The 21,178-nt window shown below is 71.1% G+C and carries 19 protein-coding genes and 1 rRNA gene; 5 read left to right on the top strand and 15 right to left on the bottom strand.

All coding sequences use genetic code 11. From position 1 onward, the window contains the following. Positions 1-204: 204 nt before the first annotated feature. The 11 genes from D451_RS0117830 to D451_RS0117880 form a co-directional block, all read right to left on the bottom strand. The gene (locus tag D451_RS0117830; protein ID WP_017535444.1) at positions 205-1,209 is read right to left on the bottom strand and encodes a TerC family protein; all 1,005 of its coding nucleotides are present in this window, start codon (positions 1,207-1,209) and stop codon (positions 205-207) included. A gap of 341 nt (positions 1,210-1,550) precedes the next feature. Next, entirely contained in the window at positions 1,551-2,633 is a 1,083-nt protein-coding gene (locus tag D451_RS0117835; protein ID WP_014913624.1) for a glycosyltransferase family 4 protein, read from the bottom strand. Continuing rightward, positions 2,630-4,273 carry a murein biosynthesis integral membrane protein MurJ gene (gene murJ, locus D451_RS0117840; RefSeq protein ID WP_014912914.1) on the bottom strand — a complete coding sequence of 548 codons (1,644 nt, stop codon included), beginning with the start codon at positions 4,271-4,273 and terminating at the stop codon, positions 2,630-2,632. The genes D451_RS0117835 and murJ overlap by 4 nt, the downstream gene beginning before the upstream one ends. Beyond that, positions 4,257-5,117, bottom strand: coding sequence for a hypothetical protein (locus D451_RS0117845; RefSeq protein ID WP_017535445.1), 861 nt, complete (start codon positions 5,115-5,117; stop codon positions 4,257-4,259). The genes murJ and D451_RS0117845 overlap by 17 nt, the downstream gene beginning before the upstream one ends. Further along, entirely contained in the window at positions 5,114-6,214 is a 1,101-nt protein-coding gene (locus tag D451_RS0117850) for a copper transporter (RefSeq protein WP_014912520.1), read from the bottom strand. Before D451_RS0117850 ends, D451_RS0117845 begins: the two co-directional genes overlap by 4 nt. After that, positions 6,211-7,383: a putative cytokinetic ring protein SteA gene (steA, locus tag D451_RS0117855; RefSeq protein WP_014912133.1), complete on the bottom strand. Its 1,173-nt coding sequence runs from the start codon at positions 7,381-7,383 to the stop codon at positions 6,211-6,213. Before steA ends, D451_RS0117850 begins: the two co-directional genes overlap by 4 nt. A gap of 142 nt (positions 7,384-7,525) precedes the next feature. Then, positions 7,526-9,238, bottom strand: a complete 1,713-nt coding sequence (gene recN, locus D451_RS0117860) for a DNA repair protein RecN (RefSeq protein ID WP_014909220.1) — start codon at positions 9,236-9,238, stop codon at positions 7,526-7,528. A 51-nt stretch (positions 9,239-9,289) separates the two neighbouring features. Continuing rightward, entirely contained in the window at positions 9,290-10,216 is a 927-nt protein-coding gene (locus D451_RS0117865) for an NAD kinase (protein WP_017535446.1), read from the bottom strand. Positions 10,217-10,328: 112 nt separating this feature from the next. Continuing rightward, the gene (locus tag D451_RS0117870; RefSeq protein ID WP_014912305.1) at positions 10,329-11,129 is read right to left on the bottom strand and encodes a TlyA family RNA methyltransferase; all 801 of its coding nucleotides are present in this window, start codon (positions 11,127-11,129) and stop codon (positions 10,329-10,331) included. A 21-nt stretch (positions 11,130-11,150) separates the two neighbouring features. Next, the gene (locus D451_RS0117875; protein WP_014909622.1) at positions 11,151-11,330 is read right to left on the bottom strand and encodes a hypothetical protein; all 180 of its coding nucleotides are present in this window, start codon (positions 11,328-11,330) and stop codon (positions 11,151-11,153) included. A gap of 85 nt (positions 11,331-11,415) precedes the next feature. Beyond that, positions 11,416-12,150: a coiled-coil domain-containing protein gene (locus D451_RS0117880; protein ID WP_026125160.1), complete on the bottom strand. Its 735-nt coding sequence runs from the start codon at positions 12,148-12,150 to the stop codon at positions 11,416-11,418. Between the two features lie 198 nt (positions 12,151-12,348). Between D451_RS0117880 and D451_RS0117885 the strand changes: the two genes are divergently transcribed. The 4 genes from D451_RS0117885 (at position 12,349) to D451_RS0117900 (ending at position 16,284) form a co-directional block, all read left to right on the top strand. Continuing rightward, positions 12,349-12,699: an SCP2 sterol-binding domain-containing protein gene (locus D451_RS0117885; RefSeq protein WP_017535449.1), complete on the top strand. Its 351-nt coding sequence runs from the start codon at positions 12,349-12,351 to the stop codon at positions 12,697-12,699. Positions 12,700-12,871: 172 nt separating this feature from the next. Further along, complete coding sequence (locus D451_RS0117890; RefSeq protein WP_017535450.1) at positions 12,872-14,152, top strand: DUF1015 domain-containing protein; 1,281 nt, start codon at positions 12,872-12,874, stop codon at positions 14,150-14,152. Between the two features lie 131 nt (positions 14,153-14,283). Further along, the gene (locus D451_RS0117895; RefSeq protein ID WP_017535451.1) at positions 14,284-15,096 is read left to right on the top strand and encodes an aminoglycoside N(3)-acetyltransferase; all 813 of its coding nucleotides are present in this window, start codon (positions 14,284-14,286) and stop codon (positions 15,094-15,096) included. 180 nt (positions 15,097-15,276) lie between these two features. Further along, positions 15,277-16,284, top strand: a complete 1,008-nt coding sequence (locus D451_RS0117900) for an HAD-IIA family hydrolase (RefSeq protein ID WP_017535452.1) — start codon at positions 15,277-15,279, stop codon at positions 16,282-16,284. Between the two features lie 44 nt (positions 16,285-16,328). Here the strand turns inward: D451_RS0117900 and D451_RS0117905 are convergent, their stop codons facing one another. Continuing rightward, complete coding sequence (locus tag D451_RS0117905) at positions 16,329-16,895, bottom strand: single-stranded DNA-binding protein (protein WP_017535453.1); 567 nt, start codon at positions 16,893-16,895, stop codon at positions 16,329-16,331. A gap of 202 nt (positions 16,896-17,097) precedes the next feature. Between D451_RS0117905 and D451_RS0117910 the strand changes: the two genes are divergently transcribed. Then, positions 17,098-18,102 (top strand): MBL fold metallo-hydrolase, encoded by a 1,005-nt coding sequence (locus D451_RS0117910; protein WP_014913395.1) that lies wholly within the window; start codon positions 17,098-17,100, stop codon positions 18,100-18,102. A gap of 87 nt (positions 18,103-18,189) precedes the next feature. Here D451_RS0117910 and D451_RS0117915 read toward each other — a convergent pair whose 3' ends face one another. From D451_RS0117915 to rrf, 3 genes are all read right to left on the bottom strand, one after another. Next, the gene (locus D451_RS0117915) at positions 18,190-18,606 is read right to left on the bottom strand and encodes an NUDIX hydrolase (RefSeq protein WP_017535455.1); all 417 of its coding nucleotides are present in this window, start codon (positions 18,604-18,606) and stop codon (positions 18,190-18,192) included. 65 nt (positions 18,607-18,671) lie between these two features. Then, complete coding sequence (locus D451_RS28460) at positions 18,672-19,571, bottom strand: tetratricopeptide repeat protein (protein WP_241463348.1); 900 nt, start codon at positions 19,569-19,571, stop codon at positions 18,672-18,674. A 1,390-nt stretch (positions 19,572-20,961) separates the two neighbouring features. Then, positions 20,962-21,077 (bottom strand): 5S ribosomal RNA (gene rrf / locus D451_RS0117925). Positions 21,078-21,178 lie beyond the last annotated feature (101 nt).

Consider the following 21,178-nt stretch of genomic DNA (forward strand, 5'->3'; position numbering starts at 1 on the left):
CGCTGAGGGGAAGCGGGGAGGAGGAGATCCCTACCCCGTCCGACAAGACCAACGATCGCCCATGACGGTTTCTTCCACCAGAAGAGAGTGGTGGTGCCCATGACGCTCCGGCGTCAGAACACCACCACTATAGACGAACAGCCGTTCGAAACGACGAGGTTCGGCTCGATCTCCTCGATCGGATCCGGCCGGATCCGGCCGGGGTCAGGAACCCTCGATCGCCTCGCTCTCGGCCTTCTTCTTCGAGTCCGAGCGGGACTTGATCAGGCTGCCGACGACGGTGATGGTCATGATGCCGATGATGACGGTCAGCGAGGTGCCGATGCCGATGTCGATGACGTGGACGCCGTTCTCGTGCAGCGCGTGCAGGATCATCTTCACACCGATGAACACCATGATCGCCGACAGGCCCCAGCTGATGTAGGCCAGACGGTCCATCAGTCCGGCCAGCAGGAAGTAGAGCTGGCGCAGACCCATCAGGGCGAAGGCGTTGGCGGTGAAGACGATGTAGGCGTCCTGGGTCAGACCGAAGATCGCCGGGATGGAGTCGACGGCGAAGACCAGGTCGATGACGCCGATCGCGACGATCACCAGCAGCATCGGGGTGACGTGACGACGGCCGTCGAGCTTCACCGTGAGCTTGGCGCCGTGGTAGTCGTCGGTGACCGGCCAGAAGCGCTTCACCAGACGGACCGCGGGGGTCTGGGTGAAGTCCTTCTCCTCCTCGTCGCCCTTCACGTGGTCACGGACGATCTTGTAGCCGGTGTAGATGAGGAAGACGCCGAAGAGGTAGAAGACCTCGCTCCAGGCGTTGATGACCTGGGCGCCCAGGACGATGAAGACGCCGCGCATGATGATCGCCAGGACGATGCCGACCAGCAGCACCTCGTGCTGGTACTTCTTCGGCACCGCGAACGCCGTCATCAACAGATAGAAGACGAAGAGGTTGTCGATGCTCAGGCTCTTCTCGGTGACGAACCCGGCGAAGTACTCCGCGCCCGAGGTCGCCCCGCCGAAGTACATGAGACCGAGGCCGAACACCACGGCGATACCGATGTAGAAGACGGCCCACCAGGCGGCCTGCTTGATCCCGAATTCCTTGGGACCCTTGGTCTTGCTCCAGGGGTGGTCGACGATGATCAGATCCAGCGTCAGGATCAGGATCATGGCCGCGATCGTGGCAGCCCAGACCCACAGGGGAACGTTCACGGACGGATTCTCCTCCGGTCGGTGCGCGCGAGCGTTGTGCGCGCACGATAACGAACCGGAGGTCTCTCCCGCCCACACCGGAACGGTGTGGACCGACGGAACCGGGAGCACGCCCTTGTACTCCGTGATGACGGCGCCGCCGCGACAGGGATACTCCCCTCACGTGGTGAAGCAGGCGCATGAAGCGCACCCGACCAGGGTACGCCACACGAGCCGAAGATCAGCATGCCATCAAAAGATCGGTAAGGAAAATCGCCGGCCCGGTGGTACCGGGGCCACCCCGGGGACACATTCACCAGACCGTTCCGCCGGCCACCGCCCCGTCCGAAGGCGACCGGGGCTCACCCCCGCGTCACCGCCTTGTACAGAGCGCACGCGGCCTCCACCGCGTCCTCCTCGTCCGGCAGGTTCCGGGCCGCCTCGCGTGAGCGCGCCCGCAGATCGGCCGCGTACTCGGGATCGTCCAGCACACGCCCCACCGCCGCGGCGAACGCCCCGGCGTCCCCCGGCGGCACCATCTCCACCGTGCCCTCGTACAGGTCCGGGATCCCACCGACCCGGGTCGCCACCACCGGAAGCCCGGCGCGCAACGCCTCCATGATCACCAACGAGGGCCCCTCCCAGCGCGAGGGCAGACAGAACAGGTCCGCGGCCGCCAGCAGGTCGGCCACGTCGCTCCGACTCCCGAGCATGCGCACGTCCGCGTCCATCTCGGCGGCGGTGTCGTGCAGCCTCCCCCACAGAGGACCGTCCCCGGCGATCGCCACCACCGGCTCGGGCGCGCGGTCGGCGATCGCGGGCGCCGCCTCCAAGAGCACGTCCAGCCCCTTCTGCTCGGCCAAACGCGCCACGGTCAACAACAGAGGGCGTTCCGGGGTCACCGCCAGATCCCGACGCGTCTCCTCCCGCCCCTTGATCGTGCCGCCCGTGTCCGGAGCCGCCACCACCGCCGGTCGGGCGTCCGCGGCGCCCGCCGCGCGCAGCCGGCGCACCAGGTCGCCGGAGACCCCCGTCACCAGATCGGCCCTGGCCGCCACGATCCGCTCCAGCACGGGGAAGGCCGCCGACAGCGGCCCCGAGACCGAGGGCGGGGCGTTGTGCGCGGTGACCACCAACGGGCGCGCTCCGGCCAGGGCGCACAACGCCCCCGCCCGCATACCGTGCGCGTGCACCACGTCGGCTCCGCCCAACAGGGCCCGCAGCCGCACCACCGCCCGCGGATCGTTCCACGACGGCGACGGGCCGATCCGCACCTCCGAGAACCGCATGCCCGCCTCGGAGAAACCGAACTCCCGATCGGCCTCGGGCGGCCCGACCACCGCCACCCGGTGACCCCGCCGACGCAGCCCCTCCCCCAGCGAGCGCACGTGGCGACCCACACCTCCGGTACTGCTCCCGATCACCAATGCGATCCGGTCGTTCACCGCGTCCCCCTCCTACGTTCGAGTACGTTCCGGGCCCGATCGGCCACCGCTCGCACGGCGGTGCGGTCCACCAGGGCCGCGACCGAACCGAAGACCACCAGCGCCGCGCATCCGGCGCCCATCGCCGCGACCACCGCGGCACCGGTGCCCCCCTGCGGAGCGATCTCGGCCACGAACCGGCCCACCGCCGTACCGGCGCCCCCGCCCAGTACCGCGGCGGCCAGGGAGCGGGGCAGCCCCACCAGACAGGCACGTCCGTGCGCGCGGACCACCCCGACGCACAGCAGGGCCGCCGCCAGACTCAGCCCGATGGCGGTACCCGCCCCCAGGCCCGCGATCGCCCACCCCGTCGGCGACGCCGAGACCAGCGCGACCGCGCACACCATCACCACGACCCAGCCCACGACCTGCGCGGCGGCGGCTCGACGACCGTGGTGGGAGGCGTACAGGGCACGACCGAGCAGGGCCACCAGCGCGAACCCCACGACACCCGGCGCGTAGGCGAGCAGGGCCCGCTCCAACGGCAGGGGATCGACCTGGGCGAACACCGACGCCACGGGGCCGGCCGCGCCGGCCAGAGCGGTGCCCGCGGCGGCGGTGATCACCACCGCGGCCTTGGCCGAGGCCGACACCAGCCGGGCGAACCCCTCCCGGTCGTCCTCGGCGTGGGCCACCGTCAATTCGGTGAAGGCGCTGGTGGCGATGGGCACCGCGATCACCCCGTAGGGCAGTGTGAACAGTGCCCACGCGTAGCTGTAGAGCACCGCGGCCCCGGCGCCTCCGCCCCAGTTGGCCAGCGCCACCGCCACCAGCAGCGACACCTGCATGGCCACCAGGGGCAACAGGGAGGCCATCGCCAGGGCCCGCACCCTGGCCCCCACACCGGGCGGGAAGGTCAGACACGGCCGCGGCCGCAACCCCAGCCCCCGGGCCGGCACCAGGGCCGTGACGAACAGCGCCACCACGCCCAACGTGGTGCCCAACGACAGGACGAGCTCCGCCGGAAGCGGCAGCCCCGCCGGATCCCGACGGTGCCCCTCCCCCAGGGGCACGAAGGCCAGGTAGGCGGCGATGACCACCAGACTGGACACCAACGGGGCCAACGCCGGCCCCAGGAACCTGCGGTGCGCCTGCAACACCCCGTACAGCACGGCGGCCAGCCCGTAGAAGACCACCTGGGGCGCGAACACCATCAGCATCCGGGAGGCCAGGGAGAGCAGAGCGGCGTGGTCGCAGCCGCCCGCCCCGCCCAACATCAGCGCCATCGCCGGCACCGAGGCCAGGGCGAGCAGCGCCGCCAACGGCAGGGAGAGCAGCAGTACCCAGGTGATCAGCGCGGACGTGGTGTGGCGGACCTGGTCCCTGTCGCCGTTGCGGACCGCGGCGGCCAGCACCGGCACGACCATGGCGGTCAGGGCCCCGCCGATGACGATCTCGAACAACACCGCCGGCAGTTGGTTGGCGGTCACGTAGGCCGTGCCCAGACAGGTGTCGCCGACGGTCTGGGAGAAGACGACGGTACGGCCGAAACCGGCCAGCCGCGCCCCCACCGTGACCACGGCGATGAGCGCGGCCGCGGCGGCGACCCCCCGGGTCACCTCGCCGTCACGAACCGGCCGGTCCTCACGTACCCCGCCCACCCGTCACCTCCGGAGCGTTCCTCCCCCAGCGGTCCAGACGGCGCAGCGCCGGCACCCGCTCGATCACCCGGGAGAAACTGGTGACCTCGCTGGCCAGGGTCAGACCGACCACCCCGCCCAGCAGTGCCGCCCGGACCGGGCGCGAGGCCTGGGCCACCGCGGCCACACCCAGGGCCGCGCCCAGGGCGTTGGCCCCGGCGTCGCCCAACATGGAACGCTCGGCCAACTCATCGGGCAACAGCGCCGCCGAGGCGCCCAACACCGGGCCCACCAGGGGCGCGGCCGGGGTGACCAGAGCCGGTGCCGCCGTGAGCAGCGCGAACTTCACCGCGCGGCCGGGACGCAGATCGAACAGGTTGATCAGATTGGCGCCCGCCGCGATCAGGGCCCCGTCCATCAAGGTGTCCAACGGACCCCGACGCAGCAGGGCGGCGGCCACGATCCCGGTCGCCCCGATCCCCGCCATCTTCACCGCCCCGGTCGTGACCTCGCCGCGACGCAACGCGCCCAGATGGCCGCGCAGCCCCTTGGCCCGGTCCGATCCGGCCAGATCATCGTAGGCGCCGAACCCGGCCGCGCCCGCGGCGGCCACGATCGAGGCCGCGCGCACCCGCGGGGACACCCCCGGGGCCAGCGCGGAGGCCGCGCACACACCGGAGGCCAGGGCCGGCCCCTCCTTGAGGGTGACGGTCCTCCCCCGGAAGTTGGTCCGCCGCCAGGCCTCGGAACGTCCGGGCCCCCGGGTGATCAGACGGTAGGTGGAGCGGGCGGCCAGCCCGCCCAGGACGACCCCGGTCAGCCCTCGGGCGGCCAGGGTCGGGATCCGGTCGAACACGACGGTCACTCCTCCTCTCCGGAGGCGGAGCGACGGGCCTCGTCCTGTTCGCCCGAGGAGGCGTCGGCCTCGGGGGCCTCGGGGTCCTCGCTCGCGATCGGTCCGGGCAACGGTTCGGGCAGGAAACCCGAGACGCCCTCGCCGATGCCGTAGGCCCCCCGGGTCCCCTCCAGGGCCCCGGCCAGGGCCAGCACCGTGACCACGTCACCGGTGGGTCGACCGGCCACGTCCACCGTGCTGTAGGGGGCCTCCTCCGCCAGGGCACGGGCGATCAGACCGCCCTCACCGGCGGCCTCGGTGCCCCCGGCCAGGACCGTGGGGCCCACGGTCTCGCTCAACGCCGTGGTGAACCCGGTCAGGAGGGTGTTGGCCGCCTCGCTCTCCCCTTCCGGAGCCCCGGCCGGGGCGACCACCAGCAGGGCGTCGGCGGACCGGGCCGGGTTCCCCCGCACGCTGATCAGGCCGCCCTCCTCGAAGGCGGCCAGGACGGCCTCGGCGCCCTTGGAATCGTCCTCGTCGGAAGGGCGGGCGCTCTCCTCGACGTCCTCTTCGCGGGGGCCCTCGCTCGCCCCCTCCTCAGGGGCCTCGGGGGTCTCCGTCTCCTCGTCGAGCCCGACGGCCAACGCCCGACCCAGCTCGACCCCCGCCTTGTCGTAGGGGCCGCCGGTCAGGTCCTCGGGGGTCAGGGACACCTGGAGGGCGAGCTCGTCGACGAACGTGGCGCCACCGTCGTCGACGAAGGCGTCCTCCAGGGACACCCGCCCTTGGACGTCGGCCCCCGCCGCCTCCGCCCGTTCCTCCAAAGAGGCCACCATGTCCTCGTCCGCCCCGGGAGCGCCGATCACGACCAGGCCGACGTCGCGCAGCCGATCCTCCAACACGTCGTCGCCGACGGCGTCGGCCAGACGGTCGGCCCCCTCGTTGAGCCGATCGGCGCTGTCGCGCTCGGCCCTGAGCTCCTCGCTCTGCCCGCGCAGGTCGGCGGTCTCGGACTGGAGCGTGTTGAGCAGCGGGTCCTGGAGCATCGTGGTGCCCAGGACCAGCCCGACGGTGAGCGCCAGGAACACGGCGACGATGGACACCAGGTGGTAACGGAAGTCGATCACGTGAACAGCCCCGTCAGCGAGTACACGAACGCGTCCCAGCGCGCCGCGAGAAAGGTGAGGTAGACCTGGCCGGCCGGTGAGCAGTAGGCGGCGACCACGATGGTCAGAAGGCACGCGGCCACCAGGCCCAGCAGTGCCCACGGAGAGATGCGGGAACGGTACAGACGGCTCACGCCCTTGGCGTCGACGAGCTTGCCGCCGACCCTGAGCCGGGTGAGGAAGGTGCTGGCCATCCCGGCGCGGCCCTTGTCGAGGAACTCCTCCATCGTGGCGTGGGTGCCCACCGCCACGATGATGCTCGCCCCCGCCCCGTCGGCGAGCATCATCGCCACGTCCTCGCTGGTGCCGGTCGCGGGGAAGACCACGGCGTCGTGCCCCAGGTCCCGCAGCCGTTGCAGTCCGGGCGCCCGACCGTCCCGATAGGCGTGCACCACGAGTTCGGCGCCGCTGCTCAGGGAACGGTCCGAGACCGAGTCGAAGTCGCCGACGATGATGTCGGGCCGGTATCCGGCCTCGATCACCGCGTCGGCTCCGCCGTCCACACCGATGATGACCGGGCGGAACTCGCGTATGTAGGGTCTGAGCGCCGCGATGTCCTCGCGATAGTGGTAGCCGCGGACCACGATGAGGACGTGTCTTCCCTCCATCGCGGTACCGATCGCCGGGATCCCGATCCCGTCCAACAGAAGATCGCGCTCGCGTTGCAGGTAGGCCATGGTGTTGGCGGCGAAGGCCTCCAACTGGGTCGCCAGACCGGCACGGGCCCGGTGCATGGCCTCCTCCACCGTCTCCCGGTCCTGGAGGACGCCTCGGGCGACGACCTCCTCGCCCCGATAGAGGGTGTCGCCCTCCAGACGCAACCGTTCCCCGTCGCGCACACGGGTGAAGACCTCGGGATCGACGTCGTCCAGCAGGGGGATCCCCGCGCCCACGATCAACTCCGGCCCCTGGTTGGGGTAGCGGCCGCTGATGCTGGGGGCGACGTTGAGCACGGCGCCGACCCCGCAACCGACCAGCGCCTCGGCGCTGACACGGTCGAGGTCGACGTGGTCGATCACGGCGATGTCGCCGGGGCGCAGCCGCTTGGTCAGGTTCTTGGTACGACGGTCCGAGCGGACGGGAGCGACCAGCCCGGTGGAGGTCTCCGCCCGAGAGCGTCGGAATCGCATGACTGTCGCGCTGAGCGCATCCGATACCTTCATCGCTGGCATACTGTCAGAACTCACTCACGTAGAGTTACAACAGTCGGCCGATCGGCGTTTTCGGGGCAAAACGTCGCCGGTGTCCGCTCAGGACACCGGCGACACCCCCTCAAGCCCTCGGATACGCCCGATCCGGGTCGGCGTTGCCCAACAGCTCCTCGGCATGGGCCCGACCCAGCTCCGAATCCTCCAGACCGGCCAGCATCCGGGACAACTCGCGCACCCGACCGTCCCGATCCAGACGGACCACACCGCTCTCGGTGACCAGCCCCTCCGTGGACTTCTCCACCACCAGATGGGCGTCCGCGAACGCCGCCACCTGCGGCAGGTGCGTGACCACGATGACCTGGGCACGACGGGCCAACCGAGCCAGACGCCGCCCGATCTCCACCGCCGCCTTACCGCCCACCCCGGCGTCCACCTCGTCGAACACGAACGTGGGCACCGGATCCGCGCCCGCGAACACGACCTCGATCGCCAACATCACCCGCGAGAGCTCACCACCGGAGGCACCCTTGTGCAACGGCAACGGAGCCGACCCCGGATGCGGGGCCAACAACAGCTCCACCTCGTCACGACCGTGCGGGCCGAACTCCTCCCCCGTGGTGATCCGCACGCTCACCCGGGCGTGCGGCATCGCCAACGCGGTCAACTCCTCGGTGACCGCCTCCCCGAAACGCTCGGCCGCGGCCTCACGGATCTCGGTGAGCTCACCGGCCGCCTCGGCCATATCGGCCGCCAACTCCTCGACCTCGGCCCGCAACTCCTCGATCCGCTCGTCGTCGCCGTCCAGCTCCGACAACCGCGCGGAGGCGTTCTCCGCCCACGCCAACATCTCGTCGGTGGTCTCGCCGTACTTGCGCGCCAACTGCGTCAACAGGGCACGACGCTCCTGCACCACCGCCAGCCGGGCCGGATCGGCCTCCACCGACTCGGCATAGGAGGCCAACTCGGTGGCCGCGTCGGTGATGATGTAGGACGCCTCGTCCAACCGGCTCCCGATCGAGGCCAGATCCTCATCGTGCTCACTGACCGAGGCCACCGCCTGCCGGGCCGCCGACAAGAGCCCCACCACGTCGGCCTGCACGTCGGCCGCGGCCGGATCGCCCGTGAGCGCCTCGTGCGCGGTGGTCGAGGCCACCCGCAGCCCATCGGCGTGCGCCAGCCTCGTCTCCTCCGCCGACAACTCGGCGTCCTCACCCGGCACCGGCTCGGCCGCGGTGATCTCCTCCACCCCGAACCGGAGCAGATCGGCCTCCTGCGCGCGCTCACGCGCCCGCTCCACCAACTCCTCCAGCTCCGCCGCCACCTCCCGGTGCCGCCGGTAGGCCACCGAATAGCGCTTCAGGACCTTGACCAGGTCGTCCCCGGCGAAACGGTCCAACGAGGACCGCTGCCGCTCGGCCCGCAGCAACCGCTGCTGATCGGACTGACCGTGCACCGCCACCAGGTCGTCGGCCAGATACGCCAACAGACTCACCGGCGCCGAACGCCCGCCCAACGTCGCCCGCGAACGGCCCTCCGCCGACACCGTACGGTTGAGGATGAGAACGTCGTCGTCGATGTCGCCACCGGCCTCCAGGACCCGGGTGGCCACCCGACCGCCCTCGGGAACGGTCAACCGGCCCTCGACCACCGCGCGACCGGCGCCGGGCCGCACCCGCTGCGGATCGGCCCGCCCACCGAAGAGCAACCCCAGCCCGGTGACGACCATGGTCTTACCCGCGCCGGTCTCACCGGTGACCACGGTCAGACCCGGTGACAGCTCCAACACGGCGTCGTCGATGACACCGAGGCCTTGGATGCGGACTTCTTCGAGCACCGATCCCTCTCCTGAATAGTTGACGCCCTGTGCGTGTGCCTACGCCGGCACTCAGCGTTCGTGCTCGACCCGACCCCGCCAGCCGGCGACCGGGAGGCCGAACTTGGCCACCAACCGGTCGGTGAACGGGGCGCGATGCAGCCTGGCCAGACGGACCGGCGTATCGGCACGGGTGATCTCGATTCGTGCCCCCACGGGCAATTCGACCATACGCCGTCCATCACACCAGAGCACGCCCGGCGTGGTGTCCGGAAGCACCTCCAACGCCACCGTCGCCTCCGGCCCCACCACCAGGGGACGGGCGAACAGGGCGTGCGCGCTGATCGGTACGACCATGAGGGCCTCCACGTCCGGCCACACCACAGGACCGCCCGCGGAGAACGCGTGCGCCGTGGACCCCGTGGGGGTGGCGCACACCACACCGTCACAGCCCCAGCTGGACAGGGGACGACCGTCCACCTCCAGGACCATCTCCAACATACGGCGGGAATCGGCCTTCTCCACCGTGGCCTCGTTCAACGCCCAGGACCGCACCGGCGGATCCCCATCGCCACGGCCCCCGTTGAAGACCGCCACGTCCAGGGTCATCCGCTCCTCCACGACGTAGTCGCGGTTGACCACACTGCGCACCGTGGCCCCCAGGTCCTCACGCTCGGCCTCCGCCAGGAAACCCACGTGCCCGAGATTGACCCCCAACAGCGGCGCCCCCGCGGGGCGGGCCAGCTCCGCGGCGCGCAACAGGGTGCCGTCCCCGCCCAGGACCATGACCAGCTCCACCCCGTGGGCGGCCACCTCCGGAGCCACCGCCTCCACCGGGGACAGCTCACAACCCACGGCGGCCAACTCCCGGACCTCGTCCTCGAGCATCCGGACCGTCAACCCGGCCCCGCTGAGCCGCTCATGGACCAACCGCGCGCTGCGCACGGCCGCCGGCCTCCCGGTGTGCGCCAGCAGGAGAACACTGCGTCCGCCGGTCATCGCCGTCCCCTCACGTTCACGCCCCGACAGGGGGTCTGGTGCAGACCGGATGCCTCGTGCGGACCCGGCCGGGTCACGTTACCGGACTCCTACGACGAGCGGCCACGCCCCCTCAGGACGGCCCCTCCTCGATCGCGCGCTCCAACCGGGCCGGATCCAACGGGTCGGCCCCGGCCCTCATCCACAGGAAGTACTCGACGTTCCCCGAAGGCCCCGGCAACGGACTCGCCGCCACGTCGACCACGCCCAGACCCAACGTGAGCGCGTGCGCGGCCACGTCCGTCACCGCCTCGGCGCGCAACGCCGGCTCGCGCACCACACCGCCCGCGCCCACACGATCCCGCCCCACCTCGAACTGGGGCTTGACCATCATCACGAAGTCCGCACCGGGATCGACGCAGTCGCGCAACGGCCCCAGCACCAACTTCAGCGAGATGAACGAAAGATCGCCCACCACCAGATCGGGACGGGGCTCGTCGATCTGCTCGGGGGTCAACTCACGGACGTTGACCCGCTCCATGACCTTGACCCGCTCATTACTGCGCAATGCCCACGCCAACTGGCCGTAACCGACGTCGACCGCCGTCACATGGGCCGCCCCACGACGCAACAGCACATCGGTGAACCCACCGGTGGAGGCGCCCGCGTCCAACGCCCGACGACCGTCCACCGACAGTTCGAAGGCGTCCAGGGCACCGATCAGCTTGTGCGCGCCACGTGAGACGTAGGGCGGTTCGTCGGAGGGCGTGCGCACCACGATGGGTTGGTCGGTCCCGACCTGGGTGGCGGCCTTGGAGGCGACCATCCCCGCCACACGGACGAAACCGTTCTCGATGATCTCGGCCGCGTGGCCTCGGGAGCGTGCGTGACCGCGGCGGACCAGTTCCGCGTCGAGCCGACTACGTTTTGCCATGGTCACCTAGGGTACCGGGCGTTATCGCGCGCCTTGGGAGCCCTGCCCGAGAGCTCCCAGGACACCGGACAGTTCCTGCTGGAGGGCGTCGAAGACCGCGACGTGCTCGTGGGTGGGCAGCGCGTCCAACTCCGCCAAACGCTCCCGCGTGGCGCCGAGCGTACGCTCCGCCAAGGCCTCGGCCTCCTCCTCGGTACTCATCGAGGCACGCCTCCCCTTCCACGTCCACGACCGGACGCCCTCTCACGACCGTCGTCCCACCACACTCGGAGGGACCCTACCCGAACTACTTCTTGCCGCCCTTGCCCTTGGCCCCGCGCTTGGGAGCCGTCTTGGCCCTGGCGGTCTTGGCGTTGCCCGCCCGGCTCTTGGCGCGGGTGGCCGAGGCCCCCTTCGAAGCGTCGGAGGCCTCGCTCTCCGCGGCCTCCTCCGACCCCTCGTCGGAACCCTCGGAACGCTCCTCCCCGGCCGAGGACCCCTCGACCGCGGGCTCTGAGGAAGAGGGCGCCGTCTCCTCCACCGGCTCGGAACCGACCGTCGACGCGGCCGCCTCGGAGTCGGCCGCCACCGAAGCCTCCGGCGCCGGCACGGGCTCCCGCCGGTCCTCCTCACCCTCGACCGGGGCCGGCGACGTCGAGGAGGTCTCCCCGCGCGAGGCCGCGACCCGCTCCACCGGCTGACGGGCCGCCATCCTGCGCTCCAACTCCGCGACCCGGCGCACCACACGCTCGTACTCCGAGCGCGGCACCATGTCCATCCGCTCCAGGGCGCTCTCCACCTCGGCCCGCACCAGATCGGCGATGGCCGCCCGGTTGGCCTGACTGGTCTCGATCAACTCACCGGCCAGAGCCTGGATGTTCTGCCCCAGACGCGGAGGCGGACCATCGGCCTCCGCGACCTGCGGCGAGACCGAACCGTTCGCCTTCAGCAGGGACTTGGCGGCCGCGACCGCCTGCTTGCGGGAGAGTTCGGTGAGGCCATTGGCGGCATCGAGATAGGTGCGTACCGCGTCGACGACCATGATGACGTACTCCTTGATGGGGCCGAAGGAGAAAAGGAAAGGGAACGAAGGCAGGAGGGAGAGGCCTCGTGCTCCGGGGATCGACACCAACGCTACCGGGCCCGGCGCTCCCATGACACGCGAACCGACCGACCCGCCCTCCGCCCTCTCCACCCGGAACAACGGCGGAACCATCCCCATATAGGGCATCATGAGCCTATGAGCAGCATCGACGCGTGTCTGGACGGCATCGCCCGAACGAACGAGCGTATCCTCGCCCGCCCCGAGGCCGAACGCCGCGAGCACATACGCGAACGCACCATCAGCGTGATCGTCCCCGACCTGGGAACCGCCTTCGACATGCGCCTGACCGTCGACGGACTCACCGACATCGTCCACCGCCCGCTCACCTCCCCCGGCGGCCCCGCCCAGGTCAAGGTGACCGTCTCCGGCGACGACCTCGTGGCCCTGGCCGAGGACCGCCTGGACCCGGCCAAGGCCCTGGTCAGCCGACGTCTCAAGGTCAACGCCAGCGTCGGCGACCTCCTACGCATGCGCCGCCTCCTGTGAAGGACGCGCCCGGGCCGAGAACACCACCACCGCCCACGTGAGCAGAGGCACACCCGCCCTCCCCGAGCGGGAGGGCCCCGAGCGACCGGGACCGCGCCCCCTTCTCCCCCGACCGCCCACGACCGCCCACGACCGCCCACGACCGCCGCCCGCGGGAGGGTACCTTTCTGGGATGCCACGCCGACCTCTTGACCTGGCCCCCTTCCGGGGACTGCGCTACGCGGCCCCCGACGTCGATCGCTTCATCGACGGCGATTTCGACCTCTCCCGCCTCCTCGCGCCGCCCTACGACATCCCCGACGCCCGCGAGGCCCGCGAACTCCAACGCTCCGACCCCTACAACGCGGCGAGGGTCACCCTCCCCTACGCCCTGTCCCGGCACACCGCCGGCGAGGACACCACCGCCCACCGCTACCGGGGCGCCGCCGAACGACTCCACGGCTGGATCTCCGACGGCCGACTCGTCCGAGACCCCGAACCCGCCCTGTACGTGTACGAACAGGTCACCCCGAACGGCGAGACCCAACGCGGACTCATCGGCGCCCTGCGCCTCCCCGACGACGACACCGACCCGAGCCCCGTCCGCCCGCACGAGAACGTGGCCGAACCCCCGGTCCGCGACCGCTTCCTCCTCATGGACGAGACCCGCACCAACCTCGAACCCATCTTCCTCATCTACCGAGGCGGCGGCGGGGCCGCCACGACCATCACCGAGACGATCCCCCCACGGGAACGCCCTCTGATCTCCACCCGCACCGCCGACGGCGCCCACCACCGGCTCTGGGCGATCACCGACCCCGAACTCCACCGCCGTGTCTCCGACGACCTGGCCGCACGCTCCGCCCTCATCGCCGACGGACACCACCGCTACGCCGCCTACCGGCGCCTGCGCTCCGCACACGAGGAGGCCGACTGGGGGTACGGGCTGGCCCTGCTGGTGGACAGCGACACCCACCCGCCCCGACTCGGCTCGATCCACCGTGTCCTTCCCGGTCTGGACACCGAACGAGCCCTGGCCGCCGCCCGCACCGTCGCCCTGGTCGAACCCGTCCCGGCACCGGACCCCGCCATCCCGAACCGCACCAAGGCGCCCGCACTCCTACTGGCCTCCCCCGAAGGGGAGACCCACATGGTCCACGGGTTCGACGAGACCACCTTGGAGCAGGCCTCTCCCGGGCATTCCACCGCCTGGCGACACCTGGCCACCGCCGCCCTGCACGAGGTACTGCTCCCGCTGTGGCGTTACCCGGAGAGGCGGGTCCGCATGGTGCACGACGACCCGCACGAGGCCGTGGAACTGGCCCGCGCCACCCGAGGCACCGCCGTCATCGTCCCCCCGATGCGGATCGACCAGATCTACGCCCTCACCGACCAGGGCGAGCTGACCCCGCGCAAATCCACCTCCTTCGGCCCCAAACCACGCACCGGCCTGGTCATGCGGACCCTGGACTGACCCGCCCCGGAACCCGCCTCGCCGACCGGCGGGGCGGCCTCTCCACCGGCCCTCCCCTCGATATTCGCCGGCGCCGAGACCATCGCCTCTGCCAGTCTGAACATCCACCCCACCCGAACAGGAGCGACGCCGTGTCCACAGCCGACCCCGGCACGGACCCCGAGGGTCCCAGAACCCGCGCGAGCCTGGCCCGAGACCTCGCCCGGCTGGGCGTCCGACCCGGCCTGACCCTCCTGGTCCACTCCTCCCTCCGCTCCCTGGGGTGGGTATGCGGATCCGAGCAGGCCGTGGTCCAGGCGCTGACCGACGCCCTCGGGCCCGACGGAACCCTGGTCGTGCCCACCCAGACCTCGGACAACACCGACCCCTCCGGATGGGGCGCGCCCCCGGTGCCCGCCTCATGGTGGCCCACGATTCGGGAACACACCCCCGCCTTCGACCCGCTCCACACACCCGGCTCCCACATGGGCCGTATCTCCGAGGCCGTGCGCACCCGCTCCGGCGCCGTACGCAGCCCCCACCCCCAGACCTCCTTCGCCGCCCTGGGACCCGACGCCGAACACCTCATGCACCCCCACCCGCTCGGTTCCGCTCTGGGAGAGCGCTCCCCCCTGGCCCGTCTGGAACAGAAGCGGGCCCACATCCTGCTCCTGGGCGTGGGATACGACTCCTGCACCGCCTTCCACCTGGCCGAACACCGGATCCCGAACCCACGCCGCGCCGAAACCTCCTGCGCGATCGGCACCGAGACCGGCCGCCGGGAATGGGTCACCGTCACCGACGTGGACCTGAACGCCGACGACTTCCCCGCCCTGGGCACGGCCCTGGAGGAGACCGGAATCGTGACGACCGGCCCCGTGGGCGCCGCGACAGCACGCCTGTTCCCCCTGGCCGAGGCGGTGGGTTTCGCCACCTCCTGGCTGAGCGAACACCGCCCACGCTGAGACACGTGCGGGCAGGGCCACACCGCCCCGTCCGGAAACGGGACCACCGGGGGACACCGCGGACCGCACCGGGAGGAAGGGCCCCGTCCACGAGGAGCCCGGACCACGGGAAACGGGACGAAGGCCATGGCCTAGCCTGGAGGCGACCACTCCCACCGCACAGAAGACGGACCGACCTCCATGTCCCTCCAGGCAGCCGACCGCCCGCTCGACGAACTCCACGACGCGATGCTCCTGGACCTGGACGGGGTCGTCTACATCGGCCCCGAGGCCGTGCCCGCCGCCCCCGAGGCCATCGGCAAGGCCCGCGCCGCCGGCGCCAAGGTCGCCTTCGTCACCAACAACGCCGGCCGCACCCCCGCGCGCATCGCCGAACACCTCACCCAGCTGGGCGTACCCGCCCTCCCCTCCGACGTCGTCACCTCCGCCGAGGCCGCCGCCCGTCTGGTCGCCGAACGCCACCCGCAGGGCTCCGACGTCCTGGTCGTCGGCGACACCGGCCTGCGCCAGGCCGTACGCCGCATGGGGCTGCGCCCCGTCACCGTCGACGACCCCTCGGTGGTGGCCGTGGTCCAGGGCTACTCCCGCTCCATCAACCGCGACCTCCTCGACCAGGGGGCGCTCGCCGTGGCGCGCGGCGCCTTCTACGTGGCCGCCAACGCCGACGCCACCGCACCCGGAGAATGGGGCCACACCCCCGCCAACGGCGCCTTCGTCCGTGTCATCGCGCACGCCACCGGGGTCGAACCGGTCGTCGCCGGCAAACCGATGCGCCCCCTCCACGAAGAGGGCATGCTGCGCACCGGCGCCACCGACCCGCTCATCGTCGGCGACCGACTGGACACCGACATCGAAGGGGCCACCACCCACGGCGCGGCCGGCCTGCTGGTCCTGTCCGGGGTCGCCACCCCACGGGACCTGGTGGCCGCCCCGCCCCACCGACGCCCCCGCTACCTCGCCTGGGACATCTCCGGGATGAACCGGACCCACCCCGCACCGGAGCGGAACGGCGAACAGACCCTGTGCCGTGGCTGGACCATCACCACCACCGACGGAACGGTACACGTCTCCGGTGCCGGAGAACCTCTGGACGGCCTGCGCGCCCTGTGCGTCGCGGTCTGGTCGGACGAGAAGGTCGACCCCAGCGGACCGTCGGTCGTCGAGGCCCTGCGAGCCCTGGGCCTGTGACCTCCGCGGACGGGCGCCGCACCGGCCGGGGGGCATCGGCGCCCTCACCGTTCCCCCTCCCCGATCGGGGACACGGAGGCCACCTCCACCTCCAGGACACTGCGCACCCCGAGGGCACCCCGCCAGATCCGACGGCGTAGAGCACCCGTGGCCCGGACCACCGAGCCCCGACGCCACCCCGAGACACGGTCCACGATCCGCTCCTCGAAGGAGACCAGGGTCAACGAATCGACCCTGCCCGTCGCCCCCGGACGGCTCGGATCACGCGGCCGGGCCACCCCGATCCGCCAACTGACCAGCCGATCCCCACTGGGCAGGGTCCGCACCCTCGGCGGCGCGGTGATCCGACCCACCACGACCACCTCGTTACGGTGGCCTCGGTCCCGATCGGGCACCTCCGGTACGACGGAGACGGCCGTCGGACCGTGCCCCCCGTCCGCCCCGGACACCACACCCCTCCGTCCCCCGTCACCGGGTGGCGGACCGGAACAGGAGACGGGGGCGAGTCGACGGGGGCCGGAGGGACCGGCGATGGAGAGGGCACCGATCGCAGGGGAGAACAGCGAGAGAAGAGCGTCGAGAACCGGGGCGAGAAGACGTCGAATGGACACGAGGGACTTCCTAACGTCGAGGAACACCTGACGCGCGCACTGATCCCAGGATCCCTCGGAACCACCCCGGCGGAGAAGACCCGAATCGAATCTGTGGACAACCTCCCGACCCCGCCCCGAACAGCCATGACACCCTTGTTCTAGAGTCGGACCCGGCCCGGCGAACGGGCCGCACATCGTTCGTAGAAGAGGGGTGCCCGCCGTGCACAAGGACGTGGACGTCAGCGAACCGCCCGAGGGGATCGTCCCGCTGGGGGACGAGATCTATGCCATCGACACGATGCTGGCCGGTTACCCGGGCGTCGTGTCGGCCTACCTCATCCGCACCGAACGGCCCTGCATCGTCGAGGTCGGCACCGCGGCCTCCGCCACGGTGCTGCGCGACGCCGTCGTCCGGCTCGGCCTGGCCCCCGAGGACCTGGCCACCATCGTGGTCACCCACATCCACCTGGACCACGCCGGCGGAACCGGCGACATGGCGGCGCTCTTCCCCAACGCCGAGATCGTCGTGCACGAGCGCGGCGCCCGCCACCTGGCCGACCCGAGCCGGCTGATGGCCAGCGCCGCGATGGTCTGGGGCGACCGGTTGGAGACCCTCTTCGGCCACATGAGCCCCACCGAGGCGACCCGCATCCGCGCGGTCTCCGAGACCGGAGAGATCGACCTGGGCGGCGGCCGTCGCCTGGTCTCGCACTACGCCCCGGGTCACGCCAAACACCACATGGGCCTGGTCGACACCGGCACCGGCGACCTGTACGTCGGTGACGCCCTCGGCGTCTACAACCCGCTCACCGGAGACCTGCGACCGGCCACCCCGCCGCCGGACTTCGACATGGACGCCTGTCTGCGCACCCTGCGGCTGTTCGGGGACATCGGCGCCCAGAGGCTGATGTTCTCGCACTTCGGCGCTTTGACGGAGGTCGAGGCCACCATGGACCGCGCCGAGCGAGAGCTGCGCCTGTGGGTGGAGACCGTACGCGACTCCCACGACACCGGAGGCGACCTGGACCACGCCATCGCGATGGTGCGCGACAAGGTGATCTCGCGCTACCGCCCCAACCCGCCGGAGGCCTCCCCCGGGACCGTCGCCGTCCTGGACACCCTCAGCGGTCCGGAGGCCAACGTGAGCGGCATCGTCCACTGGCTGGATCGGCTCGCACGAGAGCAGGAACAGGCTCGGAAGAAGGCCGAGGAGGAGCGGGCCTGACCCGCGCGGGGTCCGGGCACCGGAGAACCGGACGCGTTCCCCGGACCCCGCCCGCCCCGGTCACACCGTGATCGGGTCCGAGGCCACCTACGTCGGACCCTGATCCGGAGCACCGGGAAGCCCGAGGGCCCGGATCAGATGCGCGTACAGCCCATCCGACCAGGACAGTTCCTCGTCCGACGGCAGACGATCGAAGGCACGTGCCTCGACGGTCTCGAACAGCCCGGTCAACGGCTCCACACCCAGGACCGGGGCATGGGTGACCACGGTGACGTGCCCACCGGCGAGCACGTAGTGGCCCGCCACCCGGATCTCCCCCAGAGTGGCGCCGGCCTCCTCCCGGGCCTCACGACGCGCCGTGGCGTACAGGTCCTCCCCCGGTTCACGATGTCCGCCGGGGAACTCCCACCCCCGCCGGCGGTGACGGACCAGGAACGGTCGTTCCCCCACATAGGTCAGGCAGACGACCGAGTCGTACTCCTCGGGGAGCTCCCCCAGACGCACGAGAGCGCCGCCGAGCGGCTCGAAGCCGTTCGGCGGCGCTTCATCGGAGTGATCCGAGATACCGATCAGTCCCTGTCGCGGTCCCGGTCGTCCTCACGGCCCTCGTCCTCGGAGGGGGCCTCTCGGACCTCCTCCTCGGGACGGTCATCGCGGGTCTCGTCCTCCGAGCGGCCCTCGCTCTCGGAACGCTCCTCGGAGTCGGGGCGCTTCTCGGGTTCGGGACGCTCTTCGGAGTCGTCCCGACCACCGTCGTCCTCACGCTCGTCACGACGGTCGTCGCTCTCGCGGCGCTCTTCACCCTGGTCGCCGCGGTCCTCGGAGTCGTTACGACGGTCACGAGGAGCCTCGACGAACTCCTCGGACCCACCGTCCTCCTCGACGTCGGTCCAGACGATCCCGTCCTCGACGTCGATGTCGACCAGCTCCACACCCTCGAGCACGGCCAGACGCTCATCGGCGTCGGTCACGCCCTCACGGTCCACCGACGAGGCCCTCGCGAAGTACTCACGGGCGTCGTCGGTGCGTCCCAGCTCTTCGAGGACGTCGGCGTAGGCGTAGAACAGACGCGCCACATACGGGCGGGCACGACGTTCCTTCAGCTCCGGCACCTGGAGTTCGGCCAAGGCGGCCTTGGTGTCGCCCATGTCGCGACGGGCACCGGCGGCCACGATCCGCAGCTCGATCCGGTCGGCGGTGTCCAGGTTCCCCGCGGCGGGGTCGGAGGCGATCTCCAACGCGCGCTCGGGGCGCCCCAGGCCGCGCTCACAGTCGGCCATGACGGCGAGGAAGTTGTCCCGACCGCTCATCCGCCGCGCCGCGCGCAGGTCGGCCAGGGCCTCCTGCCACTTGCCGACGGTGTAGGCCGCGATGCCCGAAGCCTCACGGACCGTGGACAGTCGAGAGGCCTTACGGCGGGCGTAGGCCGCGTGCTGGTAGGCCTTCTCCGGGTCCTCGTCGACCAGCATGCCGGCCGCCACGATGTGCTTACCGATGAGCTCGGCCAGGGACTTGGGCAGCGAGTGCAGATCGCGCTTGATCTCGCCGTCGAGCTGGTCGTAGGTCGCCTCTTCCGGGAGGGACGGGGCGATGTCGGCCGGGTCGCGGTCCTCACGCGGTCCACGACGGTCGTCTCGGCGGAAGTCACGCCCCCGGCCGCCATCACGACGATCGTCACGACCCCGATATCCGCCACGGTCGTCACGGCGATCCCGGCCGCCCTGGTGACCGCCACGACGGTCGTCACGACGGTCGCGATCCCCGCGGAACCCCCCGCGGTCATCGCGACGGTCACGGTCTCCACGGAAGCCGCCACGGTCGTCACGACGGTCGCGATCGTCACGCCGGTAGCCACCGCGGTCGTCACGACGGTCACGGTCACCCCGGTAACCGCCACGACGGTCGTCGCCCCGGTCGTCCCGACGGTCCCGGTGACCGCCGCGGTCATCGCGACGGTCTCCGCGGAAGCCGCCACGGTCGTCCCTACGGAAGTCACGACCGCCATCACGGCGCTCTCCACCGCGAGAGTCGTCCCGACGGTCACGGTCACCCCGGTAACCGCCGCGGTCGTCCCCGCGGAAACCGCGATCCCCGCCACGGGAGTCGTCCCGACGATCGCGATCGCCTCGATAGCCGCCACGGTCGTCACGGCGGTCCCCGCGATATCCACCACGGTCATCACGCCGATCGCGGTCGCCGCGGAACCCACCACGGTCACGATCGTCACGCCGGTAGCCACCGCGGTCATCGCGGCGGTCACGGTCACCCCGGAAGCCACCGCGATCGTCACGCCGGTAGCCACCACGGTCGTCACGACGGTCACGGTCACCCCGGTAACCGCCACGACGGTCGTCGCCCCGGTCGTCCCGACGGTCCCGGTCGCCACGGAACCCACCGCGGTCATCGCGATAGCCCCCACGACGGTCGTCACGGTGGCCACCGCGGTCGTCCCGACGTCCTTCGCGGCCCCTGTCGTCACGGGAGTCCCTGTAGCCGGACCGGGAACGGGACTCCTCACCCCGTCCACGACCGCCAGGCCCACCGGAGCGGCTACCGCTGTGGTCGTTTGCCCCGGAGTCCTGGCGGTCTCCCGATCGGCTGTCCTCAGTCATCCAACCCGTCCGTCAACAATCAAAAGCGCTGCCACCTCGACCAGTAGCAGCGCACAGAAGTACTCGTACCCTCCAGCTTACGACATGGGACGAACCCGCATCACCAAAGCCGACAGCCGGGACGGTGTGCTTGTCCACAACACAGGCACAAAAAAAGGGGGCACCCCAAGGCACCCCCCAACACACAAAAAAGAGAGGACGAGAACACCCCCAAACGGGAGCACCCTCGCCCTCTCTCCAAGAAAAACCGTGGCAGCGACCTACTCTCCCACCCCACCACAGGGCAGTACCATCAGCGCAAACAGACTTAACGACCGGGTTCGGAATGAGACCGGGTGTGACCCTCCAGCAATAACCACCACGGAAACCAACCCCCACCACCACAACCCACCGTGTGATGACAGGAAAAAATCCGTGAAAAATGTGCGCGAACATCCAATTATCTGCAGCGGACAAGCCCTCGG

It is taken from the genome of Nocardiopsis alba DSM 43377 (assembly GCF_000341225.1).
Taxonomy (GTDB): domain Bacteria; phylum Actinomycetota; class Actinomycetes; order Streptosporangiales; family Streptosporangiaceae; genus Nocardiopsis; species Nocardiopsis alba.

What these genes read in the sequence shown, in the direction of transcription:
- D451_RS0117870 (WP_014912305.1), bottom strand. Translation starts at nt 11,129, where the DNA reads ATGGCAAAACGTAGTCGGCTCGACGCGGAACTGGTCCGCCGCGGTCAC.
- D451_RS0117885 (WP_017535449.1), top strand. Translation starts at nt 12,349, where the DNA reads ATGAGCAGCATCGACGCGTGTCTGGACGGCATCGCCCGAACGAACGAG.
- D451_RS0117875 (WP_014909622.1), bottom strand. Translation starts at nt 11,330, where the DNA reads ATGAGTACCGAGGAGGAGGCCGAGGCCTTGGCGGAGCGTACGCTCGGC.
- D451_RS0117890 (WP_017535450.1), top strand. Translation starts at nt 12,872, where the DNA reads ATGCCACGCCGACCTCTTGACCTGGCCCCCTTCCGGGGACTGCGCTAC.
- D451_RS28460 (WP_241463348.1), bottom strand. Translation starts at nt 19,571, where the DNA reads ATGCTGGTCGACGAGGACCCGGAGAAGGCCTACCAGCACGCGGCCTAC.
- D451_RS0117880 (WP_026125160.1), bottom strand. Translation starts at nt 12,150, where the DNA reads ATGGTCGTCGACGCGGTACGCACCTATCTCGATGCCGCCAATGGCCTC.
- D451_RS0117900 (WP_017535452.1), top strand. Translation starts at nt 15,277, where the DNA reads ATGTCCCTCCAGGCAGCCGACCGCCCGCTCGACGAACTCCACGACGCG.
- steA (WP_014912133.1), bottom strand. Translation starts at nt 7,383, where the DNA reads ATGCGATTCCGACGCTCTCGGGCGGAGACCTCCACCGGGCTGGTCGCT.
- D451_RS0117865 (WP_017535446.1), bottom strand. Translation starts at nt 10,216, where the DNA reads ATGACCGGCGGACGCAGTGTTCTCCTGCTGGCGCACACCGGGAGGCCG.